20 protein-coding genes and 2 pseudogenes are annotated in these 22,069 nt (G+C 67.3%); 11 read left to right on the top strand and 11 right to left on the bottom strand.

The window, feature by feature from the left end; genetic code table 11:
* Positions 1-25 precede the first annotated feature (25 nt).
* The 5 genes from J2P76_RS17645 to J2P76_RS17625 all read right to left on the bottom strand — a co-directional run bounded on the left by J2P76_RS17645 (position 26) and on the right by J2P76_RS17625 (position 4,452).
* On the bottom strand, positions 26-358 hold the full coding sequence (locus J2P76_RS17645) for a DUF883 family protein (RefSeq protein WP_207408966.1): 333 nt from the start codon (positions 356-358) through the stop codon (positions 26-28).
* Positions 359-450: 92 nt separating this feature from the next.
* Entirely contained in the window at positions 451-933 is a 483-nt protein-coding gene (locus J2P76_RS17640) for a hypothetical protein (protein ID WP_207408965.1), read from the bottom strand.
* The gene (locus J2P76_RS17635; protein WP_207408964.1) at positions 933-1,178 is read right to left on the bottom strand and encodes a hypothetical protein; all 246 of its coding nucleotides are present in this window, start codon (positions 1,176-1,178) and stop codon (positions 933-935) included. The genes J2P76_RS17640 and J2P76_RS17635 overlap by 1 nt, the downstream gene beginning before the upstream one ends.
* 58 nt (positions 1,179-1,236) lie before the next feature.
* Complete coding sequence (locus J2P76_RS17630; RefSeq protein WP_207408963.1) at positions 1,237-3,006, bottom strand: thiamine pyrophosphate-requiring protein; 1,770 nt, start codon at positions 3,004-3,006, stop codon at positions 1,237-1,239.
* Between the two features lie 54 nt (positions 3,007-3,060).
* A complete protein-coding gene (locus J2P76_RS17625; RefSeq protein WP_207408962.1) occupies positions 3,061-4,452 on the bottom strand; it encodes a sigma-54-dependent transcriptional regulator in 1,392 nt (463 codons plus the stop codon).
* 315 nt (positions 4,453-4,767) lie between these two features.
* On the opposite strand from J2P76_RS17625, the gene J2P76_RS17620 reads away from it, so the two are divergent.
* Positions 4,768-5,694 carry a sigma-54-dependent transcriptional regulator gene (locus J2P76_RS17620; RefSeq protein WP_207409250.1) on the top strand — a complete coding sequence of 309 codons (927 nt, stop codon included), beginning with the start codon at positions 4,768-4,770 and terminating at the stop codon, positions 5,692-5,694.
* A 74-nt stretch (positions 5,695-5,768) separates the two neighbouring features.
* The gene (locus J2P76_RS17615; RefSeq protein WP_207408961.1) at positions 5,769-6,845 is read left to right on the top strand and encodes a mechanosensitive ion channel family protein; all 1,077 of its coding nucleotides are present in this window, start codon (positions 5,769-5,771) and stop codon (positions 6,843-6,845) included.
* A 25-nt stretch (positions 6,846-6,870) separates the two neighbouring features.
* Here J2P76_RS17615 and J2P76_RS17610 read toward each other — a convergent pair whose 3' ends face one another.
* A complete protein-coding gene (locus J2P76_RS17610) occupies positions 6,871-9,909 on the bottom strand; it encodes a GAF domain-containing protein (protein ID WP_207408960.1) in 3,039 nt (1,012 codons plus the stop codon).
* 285 nt (positions 9,910-10,194) lie between these two features.
* Between J2P76_RS17610 and J2P76_RS17605 the strand changes: the two genes are divergently transcribed.
* The 4 genes and pseudogenes from J2P76_RS17605 to J2P76_RS17590 all read left to right on the top strand — a co-directional run.
* A complete protein-coding gene (locus J2P76_RS17605; protein ID WP_242697401.1) occupies positions 10,195-10,968 on the top strand; it encodes an endonuclease/exonuclease/phosphatase family protein in 774 nt (257 codons plus the stop codon).
* Positions 10,965-12,173 (top strand): cardiolipin synthase ClsB, encoded by a 1,209-nt coding sequence (gene clsB, locus J2P76_RS17600; RefSeq protein ID WP_207408958.1) that lies wholly within the window; start codon positions 10,965-10,967, stop codon positions 12,171-12,173. Before J2P76_RS17605 ends, clsB begins: the two co-directional genes overlap by 4 nt.
* The gene (locus tag J2P76_RS17595; RefSeq protein ID WP_207408957.1) at positions 12,166-13,170 is read left to right on the top strand and encodes a lysylphosphatidylglycerol synthase domain-containing protein; all 1,005 of its coding nucleotides are present in this window, start codon (positions 12,166-12,168) and stop codon (positions 13,168-13,170) included. Before clsB ends, J2P76_RS17595 begins: the two co-directional genes overlap by 8 nt.
* A gap of 144 nt (positions 13,171-13,314) precedes the next feature.
* A pseudogene (locus J2P76_RS17590) lies at positions 13,315-14,736 on the top strand (cytochrome c oxidase subunit I); the annotation flags it as partial.
* Here J2P76_RS17590 and J2P76_RS17585 read toward each other — a convergent pair.
* Together J2P76_RS17585 and J2P76_RS17580 are read right to left on the bottom strand one after the other, a co-directional pair.
* Positions 14,696-15,382: pseudogene (locus tag J2P76_RS17585) on the bottom strand (tripartite tricarboxylate transporter permease); the annotation flags it as partial. The pseudogenes J2P76_RS17590 and J2P76_RS17585 overlap by 41 nt on opposite strands.
* A gap of 21 nt (positions 15,383-15,403) precedes the next feature.
* On the bottom strand, positions 15,404-15,868 hold the full coding sequence (locus J2P76_RS17580) for a tripartite tricarboxylate transporter TctB family protein (RefSeq protein WP_207408956.1): 465 nt from the start codon (positions 15,866-15,868) through the stop codon (positions 15,404-15,406).
* 224 nt (positions 15,869-16,092) lie between these two features.
* Between J2P76_RS17580 and J2P76_RS17575 the strand changes: the two genes are divergently transcribed.
* Positions 16,093-16,542 (top strand): MarR family winged helix-turn-helix transcriptional regulator, encoded by a 450-nt coding sequence (locus tag J2P76_RS17575; RefSeq protein ID WP_347565329.1) that lies wholly within the window; start codon positions 16,093-16,095, stop codon positions 16,540-16,542.
* 183 nt (positions 16,543-16,725) lie between these two features.
* Here J2P76_RS17575 and J2P76_RS17570 read toward each other — a convergent pair whose 3' ends face one another.
* Positions 16,726-17,238: an acyl-CoA thioesterase gene (locus J2P76_RS17570; protein ID WP_207409248.1), complete on the bottom strand. Its 513-nt coding sequence runs from the start codon at positions 17,236-17,238 to the stop codon at positions 16,726-16,728.
* A 157-nt stretch (positions 17,239-17,395) separates the two neighbouring features.
* Here J2P76_RS17570 and aqpZ point away from each other — a divergent pair, with 157 nt between their 5' ends.
* Together aqpZ and J2P76_RS17560 are read left to right on the top strand one after the other, a co-directional pair.
* Complete coding sequence (aqpZ, locus tag J2P76_RS17565) at positions 17,396-18,097, top strand: aquaporin Z (RefSeq protein ID WP_207408955.1); 702 nt, start codon at positions 17,396-17,398, stop codon at positions 18,095-18,097.
* 88 nt (positions 18,098-18,185) lie between these two features.
* Positions 18,186-19,061 (top strand): dienelactone hydrolase family protein, encoded by an 876-nt coding sequence (locus J2P76_RS17560; protein ID WP_207408954.1) that lies wholly within the window; start codon positions 18,186-18,188, stop codon positions 19,059-19,061.
* A 10-nt stretch (positions 19,062-19,071) separates the two neighbouring features.
* On the opposite strand, the gene J2P76_RS17555 is transcribed toward J2P76_RS17560, so the two are convergent.
* Together J2P76_RS17555 and J2P76_RS17550 are read right to left on the bottom strand one after the other, a co-directional pair.
* Positions 19,072-20,076, bottom strand: coding sequence for an MBL fold metallo-hydrolase (locus J2P76_RS17555; RefSeq protein ID WP_207408953.1), 1,005 nt, complete (start codon positions 20,074-20,076; stop codon positions 19,072-19,074).
* 47 nt (positions 20,077-20,123) lie between these two features.
* Positions 20,124-21,038 (bottom strand): LysR substrate-binding domain-containing protein, encoded by a 915-nt coding sequence (locus J2P76_RS17550; protein ID WP_207408952.1) that lies wholly within the window; start codon positions 21,036-21,038, stop codon positions 20,124-20,126.
* Between the two features lie 128 nt (positions 21,039-21,166).
* On the opposite strand from J2P76_RS17550, the gene J2P76_RS17545 reads away from it, so the two are divergent.
* Positions 21,167-21,427 (top strand): DUF2917 domain-containing protein, encoded by a 261-nt coding sequence (locus J2P76_RS17545; protein ID WP_242697400.1) that lies wholly within the window; start codon positions 21,167-21,169, stop codon positions 21,425-21,427.
* Positions 21,424-22,044 carry a 2-hydroxychromene-2-carboxylate isomerase gene (locus tag J2P76_RS17540; RefSeq protein WP_207408951.1) on the top strand — a complete coding sequence of 207 codons (621 nt, stop codon included), beginning with the start codon at positions 21,424-21,426 and terminating at the stop codon, positions 22,042-22,044. Before J2P76_RS17545 ends, J2P76_RS17540 begins: the two co-directional genes overlap by 4 nt.
* The last annotated feature ends 25 nt before the right edge of the window (positions 22,045-22,069 follow it).

Below are 22,069 nucleotides of genomic sequence, written 5' to 3'. Positions count from 1 at the left end.
GTCCGGCCGCGGCCGGCCGGTGGAATCAACGGCGCCAATGATCCGACGCCAGGCAGGCGCCTATCGCCACCCCCAGGATGATCGCCAACCCGGCGGTCTTCCAGGCATGGTCGTGGACGTACTCGTCCGTGGCCGCCGACGCATGCCGGTAGCGGCCCACGGCTGAACGCTCCCACTCGTGGGCCTGTTCGCGGGCAATGTCCAGCTGGCGCTTCAGGCGGTCGCGGGTCGACTCGATATCGGCACCGCTGTAGGAAGCCGTCGAGCGCAGCAGGTCCTCGACCCCGGCGACCAGCTCACGCAGGCCGCCCTTCACGCGTTCGCTCGACTCGCGGTTGCGGTGGGTATGCAAGCTCATGAATCACTCCTTGTATAACCTGCCGGCCCGCGCCGGCATGGGTGTGGGCCAGGCAACGCAAATATCGTGCCGCGGCGGGACAGCGCCTCTGTTCAGTCCGCCTGGCGGCTGCGCGCCTTGGCGATGGCCTTGAAGGCGTGCGCGATCGCGCCGGCAAACGCCTCGTCGTACCAGGGGTTGGCGCCGCTGACGCCCACCACGATGCCGTCCAGGCAGACGCTGCCCCACACGGTGACATCGTCCGGCCGCAGCAGATGGGGACGCGTCTCGCATACCGCATGGCTGTCCAGGCCGGTGCGCCAGGATATGGCAGCCTTGCCGCGCGCGTACGCGGCGTAATCGGCATCCCAGGCCGAACGGTCTCCCACGCTTTCTTCGTAGAGAATCGCCTGCTCAAAATCCCGCGCCTGCGGGCGCGCGGCAGGATCCATCACCACGATATGCAGGAAGCCGCTTTCACCGACGCGCCGGTCGGCCATGGCCGCCACAATCATGGGCATCACCATCGCCACGGCCCGGGCCGCGGCCTCGCGGCCGCCGCAGGCGTCCTTATCGCATGTCGGGCCGCCGTGCATCAAAGCTCCCGGGTCGCGCGGCGCCAGGCGGCCTCGAACTCGCCATCGTCCTGCCAGCGGTCGATGCCGGGCGTCTGCTGGGGATCGACGCCGGGCATGGGGTTGGGAATGCTGTCAGGCGGATAAGGCTTGCGGTCCGGCGTGCGCTCGGGTGCGTCGTCCGGGTGGCGCGGCGGGTCCTGCACCGGCGCCTCCGCCGGATCGGCGTGCGCGCGGGTGTCGGCCGCACGATCGGAATGGGGCATGTGGATCATGGTTGGACTCCTTCAATGGCAATGCAAATGCGGAACAGTGCCGGACGCGTCAACCCGCCCACCACTGCTTGATCGTGGCGCGCAAGGCGGCGCCGCCGGAGGCGTCTTCCTGGCGCAGCGCTTTTACATAGTTCTGCACCTGCTTGAGCGGCACATGCGGCGGTATGGGCGGCACTTCCGGGTCGGTGACCATCTCGAGCAGCACCGGCCGGCCGGCCGCGATGGCGCGGTCCCAGGCGGGCCCGACCTGCTCGGGGTCGTCCACGCGGATGCCTTCGAGGCCCAGCGATTGCGCATAGTCGGCGTACGGAAACGCGGGCAGCAGCTGGGAATCCTTGAAGCGCGGATCGCCGCCCATCACGCGCTGTTCCCACGTCACCATGTTCAGGTCGCCATTGTTCAGCACCATGACGACCAGCGTCGGATTGCGCCAGTCGCGCCATCGATGCGCAATGGTGATCAGTTCGTTCAGGCCGTTCATCTGCATGGCGCCGTCGCCCACCAGGGCAAACACCGGCCGGTCGGGATGGGCGAGCTTGGCGGCCAGGGCATAGGGCACGCCGCTGCCCATGCTGGCCAGTCCGCCCGACAGCGACGCCGCCATGCCCTTGCGCAGGCGCAGATGCTGCGCGTACCAGCTGGCGGCCGACCCTGAATCGCAGGTGATGATGCTGTGGTCCGGCAGCCGTGGCGACAGCTCCCAGAATGGGCGCTGCGGATTCACCGGGCGGGCCTGCACCATGGCGCGCGCCTCGACGGTCTGCCACCACTGCGCCACGTCTTTTTCTATCTTGTCGCGCCAGCGGCGCGATTCCTTGGGCTGCAGCAGCGGGGCCAGCGCCCGCAGCGTGGCCTTGCTGTCGCCCACCAGGCCCTGCTCTACCGGGTAGCGCAGGCTGATCATGCGGCCGTCGCGGTCGATCTGGACCGCGCGCGCCTGGCCCTCGGGCGGCAGGAATTCGCCATAGGGAAAGGCCGTGCCCACCATGAGCAGGGTGTCGCAATCGTTCATCATGCGCCAGCTGGGCTGCGTGCCCAGCAAGCCGATCGAGCCCGTCACATAGGGCACGTCATCCGGCACCACCGATTTCCCCAGCAGCGCCTTGGCCACCCCCGCGCCCAGCAGTTCGGCCACCTGCAACAGCTCGTCGCCCGCATCGCGGGCCCCGGCGCCGGCCAGGATCGCCACGCGTTCGCCTTTGTTGAGGATGTCGGCCGCATTCTGCAGCGCCGTGGGAGCCGGCACGCCGGCATGCGAGGTAAAGCCGATGCCGGTGTGCACGGTGCCATGCTCGCGCGGCGGCGTGGTCACCGCGGGCAGGTCCTGCACATCGTTGGGCACGATCAGGCAGGTCACCGCGCGCCGCTCCAGTGCAATGCGGATGGCGCGGTCGACCAGGTGGCGGGCCTGCACCGGGCTGGCGGCCAGGTGCACGAAATCATGGGCCACATCCTTGAACAGGCTGACCAGGTCGACTTCCTGCTGGTAGTCGCCGCCCAGCGCGGTGCGTGCCTGCTGGCCCACCACGGCCACCACCGGCTGGTGGTCGAGCTTGGCGTCGTACAGCCCGTTAAGCAAATGGATGGCGCCCGGCCCCGAGGTTGCCATGCAGACACCCACCTGGCCGGTGAACTTGGCGTGCGCGCATGCCATGAAAGCGGCCATTTCTTCGTGGCGCGCCTGCACGAATTCCAGCGGCTCGGAGGTGCGGCCGAACGCGCCGATCAGCCCGTTGATGCCGTCGCCCGGATAGCCGTAGACGCGTTGAATGCCCCATTGCGCCAGGCGCGACAGAATGAAATCCGACACCGTTTGCATGCCTGCTCCCATAGAGGGTTTCCATGGGGGCGGGGGCAGCAAGCGTCGTGCCTGTCAGGCGCCGTGTTCGCGCCCGGCCCTGCGGCCGGTTTTTTCCTCTTCGTCCATGACCGTGTGGCCGGCGCGCGTATATTCTTCCAGCCGGTTGTAGAGGGTCTTGGCGCTGATGCCCAGCACGGCGGCCGTCTGCTTCTTGATGCCGCCGCAACGCTCGAGCGTGGCCATGATCAGGCGGCGGTCGGCCTCGGCCAGCGTCACGCCCAGCGGCACCGTGACGCGCGCCGCCTGGCCGCCGCCATCGGGCGCGATCTGCGGCTGCAGGGCGTCGGCGCCCAGCAGGCCGTCCTCGGCCATGATGTAGGCCCGGCGCACATAGTTTTTCAGCTCGCGCACGTTGCCCGGCCAGGCGTATTCGCAGATGGCCTGGCGCGCCTGCCCGGAAAACTGCTTGGCTTCGCCGTACTTTTCGTTCAGCGCCGCCAGGAAGCGGTCGGCCAGGAACAGGATGTCGGTGCCGCGGTCGCGCAGCGGCGGCAGCTCGATGGGAAACACGCTCAGCCGGTAATACAGGTCTTCACGCAGCTTGCCTTCCTGGATGGCCTGCTCGGGATTGCGGTTGGTGGCCGCCACGATGCGGATATCGCACGCCACTTCGCGGTGCGTGCCCACCCGCATGAAGCGCCCGGTTTCCAGCACCCGCAACAGCTTCACCTGCAGGTCCAGCGGCATCTCGGTCACTTCATCCAGGAACAGCGTGCCGGAATCGGCGCGTTCGAAATACCCCTTGTGCTGCCGGTCGGCGCCCGTGAAACTGCCGCGTTCATGGCCGAACAGCTCGCTTTCGATCAGGTGCGGCGAGATCGCGCCGCAATTGACCGCGATAAACGGCTTGCTGCTGCGGCTGCTGAGCTCATGGATGGCATGCGCGGCCAGTTCCTTGCCGGTGCCGCTTTCGCCGATCAGCAGCGTCGTGACATCGGTGGCGGCCACGCGCGCCAGCTGGACGTACAGCTGCTCCATCGATTCGGACTGGCCTAGCAGCTTGCCGAAGCGCCCCGGTTCCTGGAACGGCCCGTCATTGGCGGCCGCGCCGCGGTCGGCGGCGACGCGGTTCAGGATATCCGACAGCCGCTCCATGCACACCGGCTTGACCAGGTAATCGGTGGCGCCCAGGCGCAGCGCTTCGACCGCGTTGTCCATGCTGCCGTGGCCGGTAATCACCACCACCTCGGCGTCCGAGTTCTGCATGCGGCCGAATATCTCCATGCCGCTGTCGCCCGGCAGGCGCACGTCGGTCAGCACCAGGTCGGGCTGCTGGCGCTGCAGCTGGATCATCGCGTCTTTCATGGTGGCGGCCTGCGCGACCGAAAAGCCATGCTCGCGGGCAATCTCGGCCAGGATCTCGCGTATTGCTTCGTCATCGTCCAGAACGAGCAAATGAGGCATTGCTACTCCGTTACAAAGTCAGACAACGGCGGAAAGCCGCAGCGGATTTTCTTGGCTTCAGCATACCTCTGCGCCGCGCTCGCGCGGCCCGATTCCGGGCGCTTGCCCACCAACGTTTGCCAATGTTTGCACATGGTTGCAAATGGAGGGATAGGCTGCCGTATCATCGATTCCACTATTAGATAACCGCACGGGGCGGCCAGCCCCGGATTGCCCTCGGGGGAACGCATGCAGGCCATTTCGCCCGGTCAGGCCAGGCAATCGATACGTACGTCCGCGCAGCTTGAAGAAGCTTTTGCCGGCATGTGCCCGCTGATGCAGGAATTCGGCGCGCAGGTGGCGCGCGCCGCCCGCAGCGACGCCACCGTCTTCATCACTGGCGAAAGCGGCACCGGCAAGGAGATGATCGCGCGCGCCATCCATGACGGCAGCGATCGCGGCAAGCATCCCTTTGTCGCCGTCAATTGCGGCGCCTTCAGCCATTCCCTCGCCCACGCCCAGCTGTTCGGCCACGAAAAAGGCAGCTTCACCGGCGCGCTGAGCCAGACGGCCGGCTACTTCGAATCGGCCAGCGGCGGCACGCTGTTCCTGGACGAGGTTACCGAGATGTCGGATGGCTTGCAGGTACAGTTCTTGCGCGTGCTGGAAAGCGGCACATACCAGCGCGTGGGCGGCAGCGAATTGCTGCACACCGACGCGCGCATCGTCTGCGCCACCAACCGCGACCCCTACGCCGCGGTAGAGCGCGGCGAACTGCGCGAGGACTTCCTGCATCGCCTGCTGGTGGTGCCGCTGCGCGTGCCGCCCCTGCGGGAACGGGAAGGCGATGTGCGCCTGCTGGCGCAGCGCTTCCTGGATGAACTGAACACCGCCCACCAGGCCAATAAGCGTTTCTCGGCCCGCATGATGGATGCGCTGCTGTCATACGATTGGCCGGGCAACGTGCGCGAACTGCGCAATGTGGTGCAGCGCGCCTTCATCCTGGCCGACACCGTTGTCGAGGCAGAGTTCCGCCGCCGCACGCCTGCCCCCGACGCGCGCGGCGGCGCCGACGACGCGCTGTGCTTCCCCATAGGCACGCCCCTGAGCCAGGCCCAGCGCGACGTCATCCTGGCCACCCTGGCGCACCACGACGGCGACAAGCAGCGCACCGCCGATACCCTGGGCGTCAGCCTGAAAACCCTGTACAACCGCCTGGGCGCCTACAGCGCCGATACGCCCTCTTCCACGCGCCAGAACTGACGGCCCGCGCCCGCGGGCATGCGGTTTGCGTCCATGACGGCCTGTTTCATGGCCGGGACAAGCGCGTGCAATGGATGATCAACCATAGTCTGGCAGGCAGCCCGCTGTGGGCCTGGCTGCTTGCCGCCCTGCTGGCGGCGGTGCTGCTGGCCGCCATGCGGGCGGCCCTGGGCGTGGCCCGGGCCCGGCTGCAGCGGCGCCTGGACGCCCGCGGCCATGCGGGCCTGCAAGCGGCCCTGGAAATTCTGGGCCGCACCAGCTGGCTGATCCTGCTCTTGATCGCCGTGCTGCTGGCGGCGCGCATTACCGGGGTCATCGCTCCCTGGGCCGTGGCGGCCTCGCATTTGTGGTTTGTGCTGGCCGCCCTGCAGGTGGCGCTTTGGGCCGACCGGGCCATTACCGTCGGCCTGGTGCGGGCCCTGGTGAACCGCGCCGGCGGCCGCGCGGTCACCGCCATGCTGCTGGCCCTGTTGCTGCGGATCGTGCTGTGGGTCATGGTCGTGCTGGCCATGCTGGACAACCTGGGCGTCAACATCACGGCCCTGGTGGCCAGCCTGGGCATCGGGGGCGTGGCGGTCGCCCTGGCCGTGCAGACCATACTCAGCGACCTGTTTGCCTCTATCGCCATCGGCCTGGACAAACCGTTCGAAGTGGGGGATTTCGTCGTGTTCGGCGCGGTGGCGGGAAGCATCGAGCATATCGGCCTGAAGACAACCCGCATCCGCAGCCTGGGCGGCGAGCAGATCGTCTGCAGCAATACCGAGCTGCTCAAGCAGACCATCCAGAATTACAAGCGCATGCAGCAACGGCGCATCGTGTTCGGCTTTACCCTGGCCTATCGCACGCCGCCCGAAGGCGTGGCGGCCGTGCCGGATATCGTGCGCCGCCAGATCGAGGCGGAACCCGATACCAAATTCGACCGGGCCCATTTCGCCAGTTTCGGCGAAAGCGGGCTGGTGTTCGAAGCCGTGTACTACGTCATGATCGCGGACTACAACCACTACATGGACATTCAGCAGCGCATCAACCTGGGCCTGCTGCGCGAACTGGGCACGGCCGGCATCGCGTTCGCCGTTTCGGAACGCCGTGTGCAGCTGTCGCGCGAGCGGCCCGGCGGCGACGCCCCGGCCGAGGCGCCTGCCCGGCCGTAAGCAACCCGGGCCTTAAACCCGGGCCTTATACGGGCGACAGCCCCGTGCCCTTGTCCGCCGCCGCAGGCGAGTTCGACGCGGAAGAATACACCGGCGCCGCATCCCTGAGCATCTCGCGGATGCGCCGCAGCAGATCGCCCAGCGAGAACGGCTTCAGGATGACCTCCATGCCCACGCCCTGGAACTCGCTGCCGTCCACGACATTTTCGGCATAACCCGTCATGAACAGTATCTTCAGGTCCGGGCGCGATTCGCGCGCGATATCCGCCAGCTGGCGCCCGTTCAGGCCAGGCAGGCCCACGTCGGTCAGCAGCAGGTCGACGCGCGCGGCGTCGGCCAGCAAACGGGTTCCGGCTTCGCCGTCGGCCGCGGCCAGCACGCGCAGCTGCTGGCCCGCCAGGCTTTCGCGCACAATTTCACGCACATTGGTGTCGTCTTCAACCAGCACGATCACGGCGCCCTCGGGCAGCGCGTCGGCGTCGACCGCCGGGGGCGCCGCCCGGCCATCCTGGCCGGCGGGCCGCCCCTGGTAGCGCGGCAGGCACAGCCTGACGGTGGTGCCCTGCCCGGGCGTGCTGTCCATGGCCACCAGTCCGCCGGCCTGGCGGGCAAAGCCGTAGATCATCGACAGGCCCAGGCCGGTGCCTTCGCCCATGGGCTTGGTGGTAAAGAACGGTTCGAAAGCCCGCGCCAGGGTTTCCGGCGACATGCCGCAGCCCTGGTCCACGACCCGCACTTCGATGAATTCGCCGGGCGGCACATCGGGATGCTGGCGCAGGAAATCTTCGTCCAGCCGGGTGTTCAGTGCCTCGATCGCCAATTGGCCGCCATCCGGCATGGCGTCGCAGGCATTGATGACCAGGTTCAGCAAGGCGCTTTCGAACTGGTTGGCATCGCACTTCACTATCTGCAGCCCGGGCTGCGCCCGGCACTTCAGGATGATGCTTTCGCCGGTGTAGCGGCGGAACAGGTCTTCCATCGACGCCAGCGTGGCGGCGGGATCCAGCGGCCGGGGGTCCAGCGGCTGGCGCCGCGAAAAGCTCAGCAGCCGCTGCGTCAGCCGCGCCGCGCGATTGGTGGAATCCATGGCCGTGGCGATGAAGCGCACCGCTTCATCGTATTTGCCCGTGTCGAACTTGCGCTGGATCAGGTACAGCGCCCCGCTGATGCCCTGCAGCATATTGTTGAAATCATGCGCAATGCCGCCGGTAAGCTGCCCCACGGCTTCCATCTTCTGCGATTGCAGCAGGGCCGCCTGGGCCTGGCGCAGCTGCCTGGCCTGCTGCTTGAAATCGGTGTCGTCGCGGCCGACCAGGTAGAAGTTGTCGTGCGCCGACGAAATCGTCCAGGTGATCCAGCTATAGCCTCCCTGCTTGTTCAACAGGCGGCTTTCCAGGTGCCGTACTTTCTGGCCGGCGCCGTCCCCGGGCATCAGGCTTTCCCTGATGCGCGGCAGGTCTTCCTCGTGCGCCAGCTCTTCCAGGGGCATCGCCAGGAACTGCTCGGGCGTCCAGCCCAGAATGGCGCGCACCGCCGGATTCACGCTGACAAAGTGGCCGCGCGCATTCGCCACCGCCAGCAATTCGGGCGACAGGCGCCAGATGCGGTCGCGCTCGGCGATGGCCGATTCGACCCGCTGCTCCAGCACCCGCGCATACTGGGAACGCTCGATCGCATTGCACAGGGATTCCGCCACTTCTTCCAGGAAGGCGATATCCGGCCCTTTCAGGCGATGGCTGTGATGCGGACGCACGTACAGCACGCCGGTTGGCCAGCCCCAGCGCCGCAGCGGAATGGCGATGGCCATCGGGCTGGCCTCGCCCGCGCGGTCGGCCAGCAAAGGCGACAGGAACGAGGTGCGGCCATTTTCGTAGGCCCGGGCGCATTCATAGCCGATCTGGCCGGCGGACAGGGTCTCGCCGTCGGCTTCGGCCTGCTCCGAGATCCAGTGCGTGACGACGCGCGCCGCGTCCGCGCCGAATTCCAGGACGGCGACCACCCCCAGGCTCAGGTGCCGGCCCAGCGCCTCGCACGCGACATGCTCGATGTCGCGCTGCTGGTGGATCTCGCGCATCTGGTCGACCAGCGACAGCAGGAAATTCTTGCGATGCTGCTCGGCCCACAGCCCGCTTTCGGCCGCCTTGCGCGCCGAAATATCCAGCACCAGCACCGTGATCCGGTTCGGTCCTTCTTTGTGCACGTGCGCCTCGTACCAGGCTTCGCGCCCCTGATGCGGCGCCGCCTGCTCGAACTGCGCCGACTCGCCTGTTTCGACCACGTTGATGAAGGTCTGCATGATCAGGTCGGGCACCCCCGGTATCATCTCGCGCAGCGAATGGCCGAGCGTGTCGCCGGCCTGCAGGCCGCTCTGCTGTTCAAAGGCGGGATTGACCTCGAGAAAGCGGAAGTCGGTGATCCGGCCCTCATCGTCGCGCATGGCTTCGCTGAGAAAAAAACCTTCCTGCATGCGCTGGAACATGCCGCGCCATCGTTGATCGCTTTCCCGCAGCGCCTGCTGGGTGCGGTAGCGTTCAATGGCCAGGGCCGCGGTGCGCGTCACCAGCGCCATTGCGTCGATATCGCTGGGCGCCGGCAAGTGCTCGACGCGGTAGTAGTTCGAAAACACGCCGAGCAGGCTGCCGTCGGCGCCCTTGATGGGCGTGGCCCAACAGGCCCGCAGGCCGTGCCTCAGCGCCAGGTCGCGCCAAGGCCTCCAGTTCGGATGCGTGGCGATGTCGCCGACATAGACGGGCGTGCCCAGGCAGGCCGCGGCGCCCCACGAGGCAGTCTGGGGGCCTACCGGCACGTCGTCGATCGCTGCCACGAATTCGGGCGGCAGCCTGGGCGCCGCCAGATGGCGCAGGCGCGTGCAGTCGGAATCGGCAAGCATGATCGACGCGCTGAGGTCCACGCTGGACTGCTGCTCGACGGTATGCAGCACCTGTTCCATGACCTCGGCCAAAGGCATGCCTTCGGCAATGCGCTGCAGCATGACGCGCTCGTCTTCCAGGCGGGCCCGGGTGACCCCCCAAGGATTGCGCACCTGGTCTTGCTTGGTGAACATGGCGTCCTCTTCAACAACTGACACACGGGCAGGCCTGCGTGCCGTGCTTGCGGCGTGGCCCTCAGTATGCCCGGGCCGCACCCCGGTCGGCGTAACACCACGCAACGCCGTGCCGGCCGGGCCGGCAGCACGCAGCGTGCCTGCCCACGGCCGGCCCGGGCGACGGAAAGCGAATTTTCTTCTCTTGTTGGTAAAAAAGGACACCAGGGCGTGCCGCCCACCGGCGGCGCGGCGGCCTGGGCACGCTGCTTGCACCACCCGCCGGCCATGCCTACGGAAAGCCACATGCCAGGTCAGGAACCCACCAAGCAACACGGCGACACAATGGTCAAGCTGCTGACCGTCAACGTCCACAAAGGCTTCACGATCTTCAACCGGCGGTTCATCCTGCACGAATTGAAGGCCGCGCTGCGCGACGCCGAACCCGACATCGTGTTCCTGCAAGAGGTCATCGGCTCGCACCACCGCCATGCCCGGCGCCTGGCGGCGTGGCCGGCCACCTCGCAATACGAATTCCTGGCCGACAGCCTGTGGAGCGATTTCGCCTACGGGCGCAACGCGGTCTACCCGGACGGCGACCATGGCAATGCCGTGCTGTCGCGCTGGCCCATCGTCACCCACCACAATCACGATGTCTCGGTCGGCAACCACGAAAGCCGCGGCATACTGCATTGCACGGTGCGCCATCCCGACCTGCCCGGCGACCTGCACGCGGTATGCGTGCACCTGGGCCTGCGTGAAACGCACCGGCGCGCGCAGCTGGGGCAGCTGTGCGCCCTGGTGCGGCGCATCGGCGACGACGCGCCGGTGCTGATTGGCGGCGACTTCAACGACTGGCGCCGCCGCGCCAGCCCGCTGCTGGCGGCCTGCTCGATGCGCGATGTGTTCCGCGCCACCCTGGGACGCGAGCCGCGCACCTACCCCGCGCGCTGGCCGCTGCTGGCGCTGGACCGCATTTATGTGCGCGATGTGGCGGCGGCGCGCCCGGTGGCGCTGGCCGCGCGGGTCTGGCGCCACCTGTCCGACCACGCGCCGCTGGCGGCCGAGGTGCGGCTATGACCGCCGCCTGGCGCCCGGGCAACACGGTACGCCTGCTGGAGAACGGCGAAGCGTTCTTTCCCAGCGTGTTCCAGGCCATCCGCGCGGCGCGGCGCGAAGTCCTGCTGGAAACTTTCATCCTGTTCGACGATCCGGTCGGCCAGGAACTGCGCCAGGTGCTGATCGAGGCGGCCCGGCGCGGCGTCGAGGTGGATGTGACGGTGGATGGCTACGGCTCGGATTGCCTGGACGAGGCCTTCATCGGCGGGCTGACCGAGGCCGGCGTGCGCTTCCATGTGTACGATCCGCGCCCCAGGGTATTCGGCTTCCGCGTCAACGCCCTGCATCGCATGCACCGCAAGGTAACCGTCGTGGACGGCCAGGTGGCTTTCGTGGGAGGCATCAATTATTCGGCCGACCACCTGGCCGAGTTCGGGCCGGAAGCCAAGCAGGATTACGCGGCCGAGCTGCGCGGGCCGGTTGTGGAAGATATCCGCCGCTTTGCCCATGATGCCGTGCGCGGCGCGCGCCGGCGGCGCTGGCCGCGCCGCGCCGGCTCGGCCCACGGCGCCACGGGCGAAGGCGCGGCCCTGTTCGTCACGCGCGACAACGACCGCCACAGCACCGACATCGAACGCTATTACCGGGCCGGATTCCGCACCGCGCGGCAGGACATCACGGTGGCCAATGCCTATTTCTTTCCCGGCTACCGGCTGCTGCGCGACTTGCGCAACGCCGCCCGCCGCGGCGTGCGCGTGCGCCTGGTGCTGCAGGGCGAGCCCGATATGCCGATCGCGAAACTGGCGGCACGCACGCTGTACGACTACCTGCTGTCGGCCGGCGTGATCATCTATGAATACTGCGAGCGGCCGCTGCACGGCAAAGTGGCCTGCGTGGACGACGAATGGGCCACGGTCGGTTCCAGCAACCTGGATCCGCTCAGCCTGGCCCTGAACCTGGAAGCCAATGTGGTCGTGCGCGACCGCGCCTTCACCGCGGAACTGCGCGCCTCGCTGGATCAGCTGATCCAGCACCATTGCCGCCGCATCGTGCCGCAGCAAGGCATGAAGCGCGTACTGCGCCGGCTCTGGTTCGGGGTGGCGGTGTTCCATGTACTGCACCGTTTTCCGGCCTGGGCCGCGACCCTGCCGGCGCGCCGCCCGCGGCTGCAGCGCATCGATCCGCCCCAGCCCGCCGCGCCCACCGACGAGCGCCCGCATGACTGAGCCGCGCCGCGTGTTTTCCTCTGCCGGCTGGCGCGGCGCGCGCCGCTTCTGGAAGCGCACGCGGCGCTACTGGACGGGCCTGTTCATGGTGGCCGCCATCGTGCTGCTGGCACGGCTGGCGCGCGATGTCCAATGGCACGAAGTATGGCGCGTCCTGCGGGACATGCCCGTGCCGGTGCTGCTGGAAAGCGCCTGCCTGGTGCCGGTGGCCTACCTGGCCTACACCGCCTTCGACCTGATCGGCCGCGCCTACACGGGGCACAAGCTGGGCACGGCCACCACCATGGCCGTGGCCTTCGTCAGCTATGCGACCAACGTCAACCTGGGCTCGCTGATCGGCGGCGTGGGCCTGCGCTTTCGCCTGTACGGCCGGCTGGGGCTGCGGCTGTCGGTGATATCCAAAGTGCTGGCGATGAGCATTTTCACCAACTGGCTGGGCTACCTGTGGCTGTTCGGCGTGCTGTTCGCCGTGCACCAGGCACCCGCGGCCTGGCACCTGAGCCCTGTCGCGCTGCAGCTGGCCGGCGCCGCCATGCTGGCCGTCGCGGCGGGCTATCTGGCGCTGTGCGCGCTGTCGCGCCGCCGGCACCTGCACCTGGGCCGGCGCCACATCCCGCTGCCGAGCTTGCGCATTGCCCTGCTGCAATCGGCGCTGGCCGTGATCTGCTGGGGCGCCATTGCCGGCATCCTGTACCTGCTGTTCGAACGCCAGGTGTCCTACACGCTGGTGCTGGCGGCCCTGCTGCTCAGCAGCATCGCCGGCGCGCTGGTCCACATACCGGGCGGCGTGGGCGTGCTGGAAGCCGTGTTCGTGGCCATGCTGGCGCCCGAAGTCTCGCAAGCCCAGGTGCTGGGAACGCTGCTGGCCTATCGCGCCCTGTATTACCTTGCGCCGCTGGCCGCCGCGCTGCTGGTCTATGCCGGGCTGGAAGCCCGCCTGCGCCGCCGCGGCCGCCCGGCGGCACAGGCGCAAAAAACGCCGGATGTGCCGGGGTAAGTTGTAAAACCGCCGGCATCGGGCGGCCAACGTTCAGGAAGATGTCAGGACTATAGGCGCTCAATATATGGATCAGGTCTCCGGGCGACGCGGCACATTGTTTGCTGCCGCCAGCGCCAGCCCGCCCTAACTTCAGGATGCGCCATGGACACTCTGACCCACGATGCCCCGCACGGGCACGACGCCCCGCACGGATGGCGCCGCTGGCTGTTCGCCACCAACCACAAAGATATCGGGACGATGTACCTCATCTTCTCGTTCATCATGCTGCTGGAAGGCGGCACGCTGGCCCTGCTGCTGCGCACCGAGCTGTTCGAGCCCGGCCTGCAGTTCTTCCAGCCCGAGCTGTTCAACCAGTTCACCACCATGCACGGCCTGATCATGGTGTTCGGCGCGATCATGCCGTCGTTCGTGGGCTTCGCCAACTGGATGATCCCGATGCAGATCGGCGCATCCGACATGGCCTTCGCGCGCATGAACAACTTCAGCTTCTGGCTGCTGCCCGTGGCCGCCATCATGCTGACGACCTCGTTCTTCGTGCCCGGCGGCGCCACCGCGGCCGGCTGGACCCTGTACGCCCCGCTGTCGGCGCAAATGGGCCCCGGCATGGACCTGGCCATCTTCGCCATCCACATCATGGGCGCCTCGTCCATCATGGGCGCCATCAACGTCATCGTCACCATCCTGAACATGCGCGCGCCCGGCATGACCCTGATGAAGATGCCGATGTTCTGCTGGACCTGGCTGATCACCGCCTTCCTGCTGATCGCCGTGATGCCCGTGCTGGCCGCCGCCATCACCATGGTGCTTACCGACCGCCACTTCGGCACCGGCTTCTTCAACGCCGCCGCCGGCGGCGACCCGGTGCTGTACCAGCACGTGTTCTGGTTCTTCGGGCACCCCGAGGTCTACATCATGATCCTGCCGGCCTTCGGCATCGTGTCGGCCATCGTGCCGGCCTTTGCCCGCAAGAAGCTGTTCGGCTATGCGTCCATGGTGTACGCCACCTCGGCCATCGCGGTGCTGTCGTTCATCGTGTGGGCGCACCACATGTTCACCACCGGCATGCCCGTCACCGGCCAGCTGTACTTCATGTACGCCACCATGCTGATCTCCATCCCCACCGGGGTGAAGGTATTCAACTGGATCGCCACCATGTGGCGCGGCTCGATGACTTTCGAAACCCCCATGCTGTTCGCGGTGGGCTTCATCTTCGTGTTCACCATGGGCGGCTTCACCGGCCTGATCCTGTCGGTGGCCCCGATCGACATCCAGGTGCACGACACCTACTACGTGGTGGCGCACTTCCACTACGTGCTGGTGGCCGGCTCGCTGTTCGCCCTGTTTGCCGGCGCCTACTACTGGGTGCCCAAATGGACCGGCCGCATGTACAACGAAAAGCTGGGCAAACTGCACTTCTGGTCCACGCTGATCTCGTTCAACGTCACGTTCTTCCCGATGCACTTCCTGGGCCTGGCCGGCATGCCGCGCCGCTACGCCGACTACGCCGCGCAGTTCACCACCNGCGGTTTTCTTTCTGTTCGAGGTTGGACAGGATTTCGGCAAAGCCGAACACGCCCATGGCCACGATGGCGAAGTCGATGCCGTCCTGCAGTTCGGGGATGCCGAAGTCGTAGCGGGCCACGCCCGAGTTGACGTCGGTGCCCACCATGCCCAGCAGCAGGCCCAGCAAGATCATGCAGATCGCCTTGGGCAGCGAGCCCGAGGCCAGCACCACGGCGCCGATCAGGCCCAGGGTCATCAGCGAGAAGTATTCGGCCGGGCCGAACTTGAACGCGACTTCGGCCAGCGGGGGCGCGAAGGCGGCGATCAGCATGGTGGTGACGCTGCCCGCGAAGAACGAGCCGACGGCGGCCAGCGACAAGGCTGCCCCGGCTCGTCCGTTGCGCGCCATCTGGTGCCCGTCCAGCACAGTTACCACCGCTGATGTCTCGCCTGGCAGGTTGACCAGGATGGCGGTGGTGGAGCCGCCGTACTGCGTGCCGTAATAGATGCCTGCCAGCATGATCAGGCCGGCCACCGGGGGCAGCACGTACGTGATCGGCAGCAGCATCGCGATGGTGGGCACGGGCCCCAGGCCCGGCAGCACCCCGACCAGCGTGCCCAGGATACAACCCAGCAGGGCATACAGCAGGTTTTCAGGGGTGAACGCGACGGAGAACCCGAGCGCGAGGTGATCCAGCAATTCCATGATGTTGTCTTCCCCTTGGTTTTAGTTCAAGCCCAGAAACGAAGGCCACAGCGGGAAGATCAATCCCAGACCCTTGATGAATGCCAGCCAGCAGAACACCACCAGGAAAATCGCGTTGGCGACGGCAACTTTCCAGCTGAATTCATAGCTGGCGACGCTGCTTCCCACCACCAGCAGGAACAGCGACAGATAGAGACCCAGCGGGCGCAGCAGTATCCCGAACAGCACAACGGAACCGATGATGATGAACAGGATCTTGAAATCGAATTTCTCGATCGTGGTTTCGGTGGCCTTGGGAGAAAGCGCGCCGAAGGCGACGGTGGCGCCCAGTATGGCCAGGCAGATGCCCAGCCAGAAAGGGAAGTAGCCGGGGCCCATGCGGGCGGAAGTGCCCATGTTGTATTGGGTGGCCCCAACCGCGAATCCCAGGCCGATCAGGGTGAACATCACCCCTGACCAGAAATCCTGCTTGTTCTTTAGCTGCATAGAAGGTCTCCGTATTGTGCCGTGCCAGGTTGGTGGAACCTGAAAGGCGGAGACGCAGTGCCGGAGGACGCATGAGGCTTGGACATGAAACATATAAAAAAAAATATGGCACGGCGGCGCGAGCCATATCGGGTTCTGCAAGCGTCCGGACACTCAGCGCACCGCCAGCACGCATAAGTCCAAGTCGAATGGATCGTAGCACGATGTAGTTTAGAATTCTGTTGGTGAATCCTCTAACCATCCGGGGAGCCGATATCGAAACGCGGGAATTGCAACCGGCCGATTTCGCAACCCTGGCCGAGTTCCGTTATGCGCTGCGGTGCTTCACCGTTTTCAGCGAAGCCGAGGCCCACGGCCAGGGCTTGTCGCCGCAGCAGCACCAGGCCTTGCTCACCATCAAGGGCAGCGGGGCGCAGGCCCTTACCGTGGGCGAACTCGCCGAAAAACTCTGCATCAAGCACCACAGCGCCGTCGAACTCATCAGCCGGCTGGTGCGCATGGACATGGTGGCGCGTTCCGTGGACCCGGCCGACGGCCGCCGCGTGCGCGTCGCGCTCACGCCCCAGGCCGAGGCCAAGCTGCAGGCTTTATCTGCCGTTCACCTTGAACAATTGCGCCGCATCGGGCCGCTTTTGATCAAATTGCTGGATAAATTCGGTCCCGCAATTCATTAAAAAAACGTACATCAGATGGACACCTGCCTTTGGTGGCAGGATGGCCGCGCGCCCGGCCCCGAGCCCGGCAAAGCACGCGGGCGCGGCTTCGTTACACAGACCTGAATACACACACTAGGGAAAATCCCGAGAAATTGGCGGCCCGGATCGTTGTGAAGCTGCAACAACGGCCGCCCATGCGTGTTATGCGGCCGGGTCGGCCAAGGGGTCCTGCACCCGCTGTTTGATTTCCTGGTGGTGTTTTTCCATCGCCTGGCGCAGTTCGCGGCGCTCGCACGCGGCTTCATGCCGCTGTCTTTCTTCCAGCGTGCGCAGCGCCAGCTGCGGCACGGCCGTGGGCTGGCCGTTGTCGTCCACCGCCACCATCGTGAAATAGCAGCTGTTGGCGTGGCGCACGATCTGGCGGCGGATGTCTTCGGTAATGACCTTGATGCCGATTTCCATCGAGGTGCGGCCGGTGTAATTCACCGACGCCAGGAACGTGACCAGTTCGCCCACGTGGATGGGCTGGCGGAAAACCACCTGGTCGACCGACAGGGTGACGACATAGTGGCCGGCATAGCGGCTTGCACAGGCGTAGGCAACTTGGTCCAGATACTTCAGAATAGTGCCGCCGTGGACATTGCCCGCGAAGTTCGCCATGTCCGGCGTCATCAGGATGGTCATCGACAGTTGGTGGCTGGCAGGTTCTTGCATGGCGTCGGGGGCAGAATGGAAAACGCCATGGTAATCGGTGCGCACGGCGCCCAGCATATCGGGCGCCCGCCGCGGCGCCGCGCTCTTTGCAAAGCTTCACTTTGTGCTTGATGTGGTTGCGATACGCTCACTGCGGTTTTTCCCTGGAGAAAGCATCATGTCTTCGTTATCAAAGCGTTGCACGGCCGAACTCATCGGCACCTTCTGGCTGGTTCTGGGCGGGTGCGGAACCGCGGTACTGGCCGCCGGTTTTCCCGAATTGGGCGTCGGCTTTGTGGGGGTTGCGCTGGCATTCGGCCTTACGGTCCTGACCATGGCGTTCGCGGTGGGGCATATTTCCGGCGGGCACTTCAACCCGGCCGTCACCGTGGGCCTGGCCGTGGGAGGGCGGTTCCCGATGCGCGAGGTGGTGCCGTACGCCGTGGCGCAGGTCATCGGCGCGGTGATCGGGGCGGCGGTGCTGGCCTGGATCGCCAGCGGCAAGCCGGGCTTCGACCTGGTCGCCAGCGGCTTCGCGGCCAACGGCTACGGCGAGCATTCCCCCGGCCAGTACGCCCTCAGCGCCGCGCTGGTGTGCGAGGTCGTGCTGACCTTCGGTTTCCTGTTCGTGATCCTGGGCTCCAGCGAAAAGCGCGCGCCGGCGGGTTTCGCCCCCATCCCCATCGGCCTGGCGCTGACGCTCATCCACCTGATCAGCATCCCGGTCACCAATACGTCGGTGAACCCGGCCCGCTCTACCGGCCCGGCCCTGTTCGTGGGCGGATGGGCGCTCGAGCAGCTGTGGCTGTTCTGGGTCGCGCCGATCGCCGGCGCCATCATCGCGGGGCTGGTCTACCGCTGCCTGGAGCGCGAAAACTAGTAAACAAAACGCCAAGACGGGACATGCGGCCGGATGCATAATGGTTTCCGGCCGCGCGCGGGCGGCCCATCCCCCAAGGAGACCTCCCATGTCCCGAGATTCGCAGTTCGACAGCCTGCTGCCGCCCTTGCGGCTGGACCGGCGCGCGTTCGTGGTTACTGCCCTGGCCACGGGCTTCACCACCGCCACCGGCCACGCGGCCGCGGCCACCGCCATCACCACGCCGTCCGCCGGGCTGGACGCAGGCCCGGTGCAGATTCCGGCGCAGGGCGGCAACATGCCGGCCTACCGCGCCGCGCCCCAGGGCGGCAAGGCGCTGCCCACCGTGCTGGTCATCAACGAAATCTTCGGCGTGCACGAATACATACAAGACGTGTGCCGCCGGCTGGCCAAGGCCGGCTACCTGGCCGTCGCGCCCGAACTCTTCGCGCGCCAGGGCGACGCGTCCAAGTACACCGAGATCGCCCGGCTGCGCGCCGAGATCATCGACAAGGTGCCCGACGACCAGGTCATGGCCGACCTGGACGCCACCGCGGCGTGGGCGGCCGGGCATGGCGGCGACCCGAAGCGCCTGATGGTCACGGGCTTCTGCTGGGGCGGCCGCATCGTCTGGCTGTATGCCGCGCACAATCCCGGCTTGCGCGCGGGCGCCGCGTGGTACGGACACGTGCGCAACACCACCAGCCCCATCAAGCCGACCGACCCGATCGCGCTGGTCGACAAGCTGGCCGCGCCGGTGCTGGGGCTGTATGGCGAGGCCGATGCCGGCATCCCGGTGGCCGACGTCGAACAGATGCGCGATGCGCTGGGCAAGGGCTCGGAAGCCGCCCGGCAGTCGCAGATCCGCCTGTATAAAGACGCGCCCCACGGCTTCCATGCCGATTACCGGCCCAGTTACCGCAAAGACGCCGCCGAGGACGCCTGGCGCCGCATGCTCGATTGGTTCGAGCGCTACGGCGGGTAGGCCCGGCCGGCTAGGGCCGGGCCGGGCGCTGCCGCAACGGCGCGTATGCCGCCGGTACCCAGGCATAGCCCTGGCCATCGGCGCGCACGTGGCCCAGGCCCGGGAAAGGCAGGTGCGCCCCGGCCACCCATAGCTGGCCGCGCACGGCCTCGGCGAAGATCTTCTTGCGGCTGGCGACGGCCTGGGCGCTGTCCACGTCGAACTCGATGGCGACTTCCGGCCGCGCAAACTGTACGGCGTGGCTGTGCACGATGTCGCCCCACACCAGCAGGCTTCGCCGGCCCGAGGTGAACAGGTACGAGGTATGGCCCGGCGTGTGGCCGGGCGTGGGCACGGCCCGCACGCCCGGCAGCAGGGCTTCGCCGGGCTGGTAGGTCAGGAATTTGCCGGTTGCCTGGTAGGGCGCGGCCGCGTCGCGCGACATCTTGAAAAAGGGCTGGACGTCGGCAGGGGCCTGCGCCGCCACGGCGGCGCTCAGCCAGAAATCGGTCTCGGCGCGGGCGGCATAGACATCGGCGTTGGGAAACAGCGCCGCGCCTTCGGGCGTCAGCAGTCCGCAGGCATGGTCGGGGTGCAAATGAGTGAGCAGCACGGCGTCGACTTGTTCGGGCTGGAAGCCGGCGGCGCGCAGGTTGTCGGCCAGGCCGCCGGCCGTGGGGCCCATGCAGGGCCCGGCGCCCGTATCGACCAGCACGACTTGCTTGCCGTTCTGCACCACATAGCCGTTGACCGCGGTCTGCATGCCGGGTTCGACGGGCACGAACATGCTGGCCAGCAATGCCTGTATGTCTTGGGCGCTGGCGCCGCTGAGAATGGCCGGGTCCAGGTCGACGTAGCCGTCGTACAGCGCGGTGACGATGAAGTCGCCCAGCGCCATGCGATGGAACCCGGGGGCCTGCGCGGTCTGGGCCGGCGCGGTGGCCAGCGCGGGGGATGCGCCGCCGGCCAGCAGGGCCGCGGCGGACAGGCTGAGCGCGCCCAGTGCGCGCGAGGGGAAACAGGCCGGAAAGCGCATGAGTCGGTGCTCCATGGCAAGCGAGAGTGCGTCGAGGATAGCGCGAATCAACCCAGCACGTGCGCCGTGGCGCGCGCCTGGCTTGCCAGCCAGGCGGCCACGATGCGTACTTCGGGCGAACGCGGCTGCGGACTGCATATCATCCAGTACGCATGGCGCGCCGCGCTTTGCTGGACATCACCCACGGCCACCAGGCGCTGCTGCGCCAGCAGCGGCTCGATCAGCGCGCGCCGGCCCAGCGCCACCCCGTGGCCGGCCAGCGCCGCGTGCACAATCTGGTCGTATTGATTGAAGCGCAGCATGCCCTTGGGCCGGGCGCCGCCCAGCTCATGCGCCTGCAGCCATTCGGCCCATTGCAGCCAGGGGCGGGTGGGGTCGTCGAATTCCAGCAGCACCAGGCCGGCCAGCGCCCCGGCATCCAGCCGGGCAACGCCCAGCGAGGGGTGCGCCACGGGCACCACGGCTTCGCCGAATAACCACAGCGCCCCCTCGGGCGCGGCTTCGCGCGGGCTGTAGCGGATGGCGATGTCGACCCCGTCGCGATCGATGTCCAGCACCCGGTTGTCGGCCGCCACGCGCACGTCCACGGCAGGATGCGCCGCCTGGAACTCGCCCAGCCGCGGCAGCAGCCACAGCGAGGCCACGCCGATGGTGGTGGTAACCGTCACCGGTGTGCGGCGCTCGGGCGCCCGCCATTGCGCGGCCAGTTCGCCCAGCTGCGTCAGCCAGGGGTCGGCCATGCGGAACAGATGCGCGCCTTCAGAGGTGAACGACACTGAACGGAAACCGCGCGACAACAGCGCGACGCCCAGGTGCGCTTCAAGCGCGCGGATCTGGCGGCTGACCGCGGATTGCGTCAGGTGCAGGTCTTGCGCCGCGGCGGTGATGCTCATGCGCCGCCCCACGGCCACGAACCCGCGCACGAGGTCCAGCGGCGGCAGCTTCGATAAAGGGTATGGCATTCTGTCAGCGCATGCGAATGCGGCGTGAAAATCGGTTGAACAATCATACGCTTCCAGCGTTCAATGGGGCTGCACGAAACGTTTTCTTCACGCGTGGCCCGACGGCCGCGCGGCAGCCAGGAGCCGGCATGGCCAGCGCCCCGATCCGCCTGTATTGCATCACGGGAATGTCATTGGCCTTGTCGGCCCGGGCCGCCGTGCGCTTGAGGCGGGCCCGCGGCCTGCGTATCCTGTGCGAGTCCGGCGCGGTGTGGATATCCGAAGACCGCTGCCGCGAAGACCACGTGCTCGGCGCGGGCGACGCCGTGCAACTGCGCGGCAATCGCGATATTGTCCTGAGCGGCCTGCCCGACGCGCGGGTCGCTTTCATCCTGGAGCCCCCTGCATGAATGCCTCTGCCTTGCCCTGCGAAATGTGGTTCGACTTCGCCAGCCCCTACAGCTACCTGGCCATTGAACGGGTCGAACCGCTGGCGCGCCAGGCCGGCGTCGGCGTGGCGCTGCGGCCGTTCCTGCTGGGCCCGATTTTCCAGGCGCAGGGCTGGAACGACTCGCCGTTCCGCCTGTTTCCCGGCAAGGGCGCCTACATGATGCGCGACATCGCGCGCCTGGCCGACAAGTACGGCCTGGGCTACCGCCGGCCCAGCCAGTTCCCGCGCATGAGCGTGCTGTCGGCGCGGGTGGCCCTGCTGGGGCAAGACCAGCCGTGGGGGCGCGATTTCTGCCTGGCGGTGTTCCGCGCCAATTTCGTCGACGACCTGGATATCCAGGATGAAGCCGTGGTGGGCGGTATCCTGGACCGCCTGGCGCTGGACGGCCCGGCGCTGATCGCGCAGGCGCGCCAGGAAAGCACCAAGGAAGCCCTGCGCCGGCAGGTCGACCGCGCGCGCGAACTGGGTATTTTCGGCGCGCCCAGCCTGATCGTGGGGCGTGAAATGTTCTGGGGCAACGACCGCCTCGAAGATGCGCTGCAATGGGCGGCGCGCGGCCCCGCCGCGCAGGCGTAGCGCCGTCCCCCTAACCACTCTCAGG

The sequence above is a fragment of the Bordetella petrii genome, from assembly GCF_017356245.1.
Classification (GTDB): domain Bacteria; phylum Pseudomonadota; class Gammaproteobacteria; order Burkholderiales; family Burkholderiaceae_B; genus Bordetella_A; species Bordetella_A petrii_D.
The sequence above is the reverse complement of the archived record's forward strand: the minus strand, read 5'-3'. Positions and strand labels throughout refer to the sequence as shown.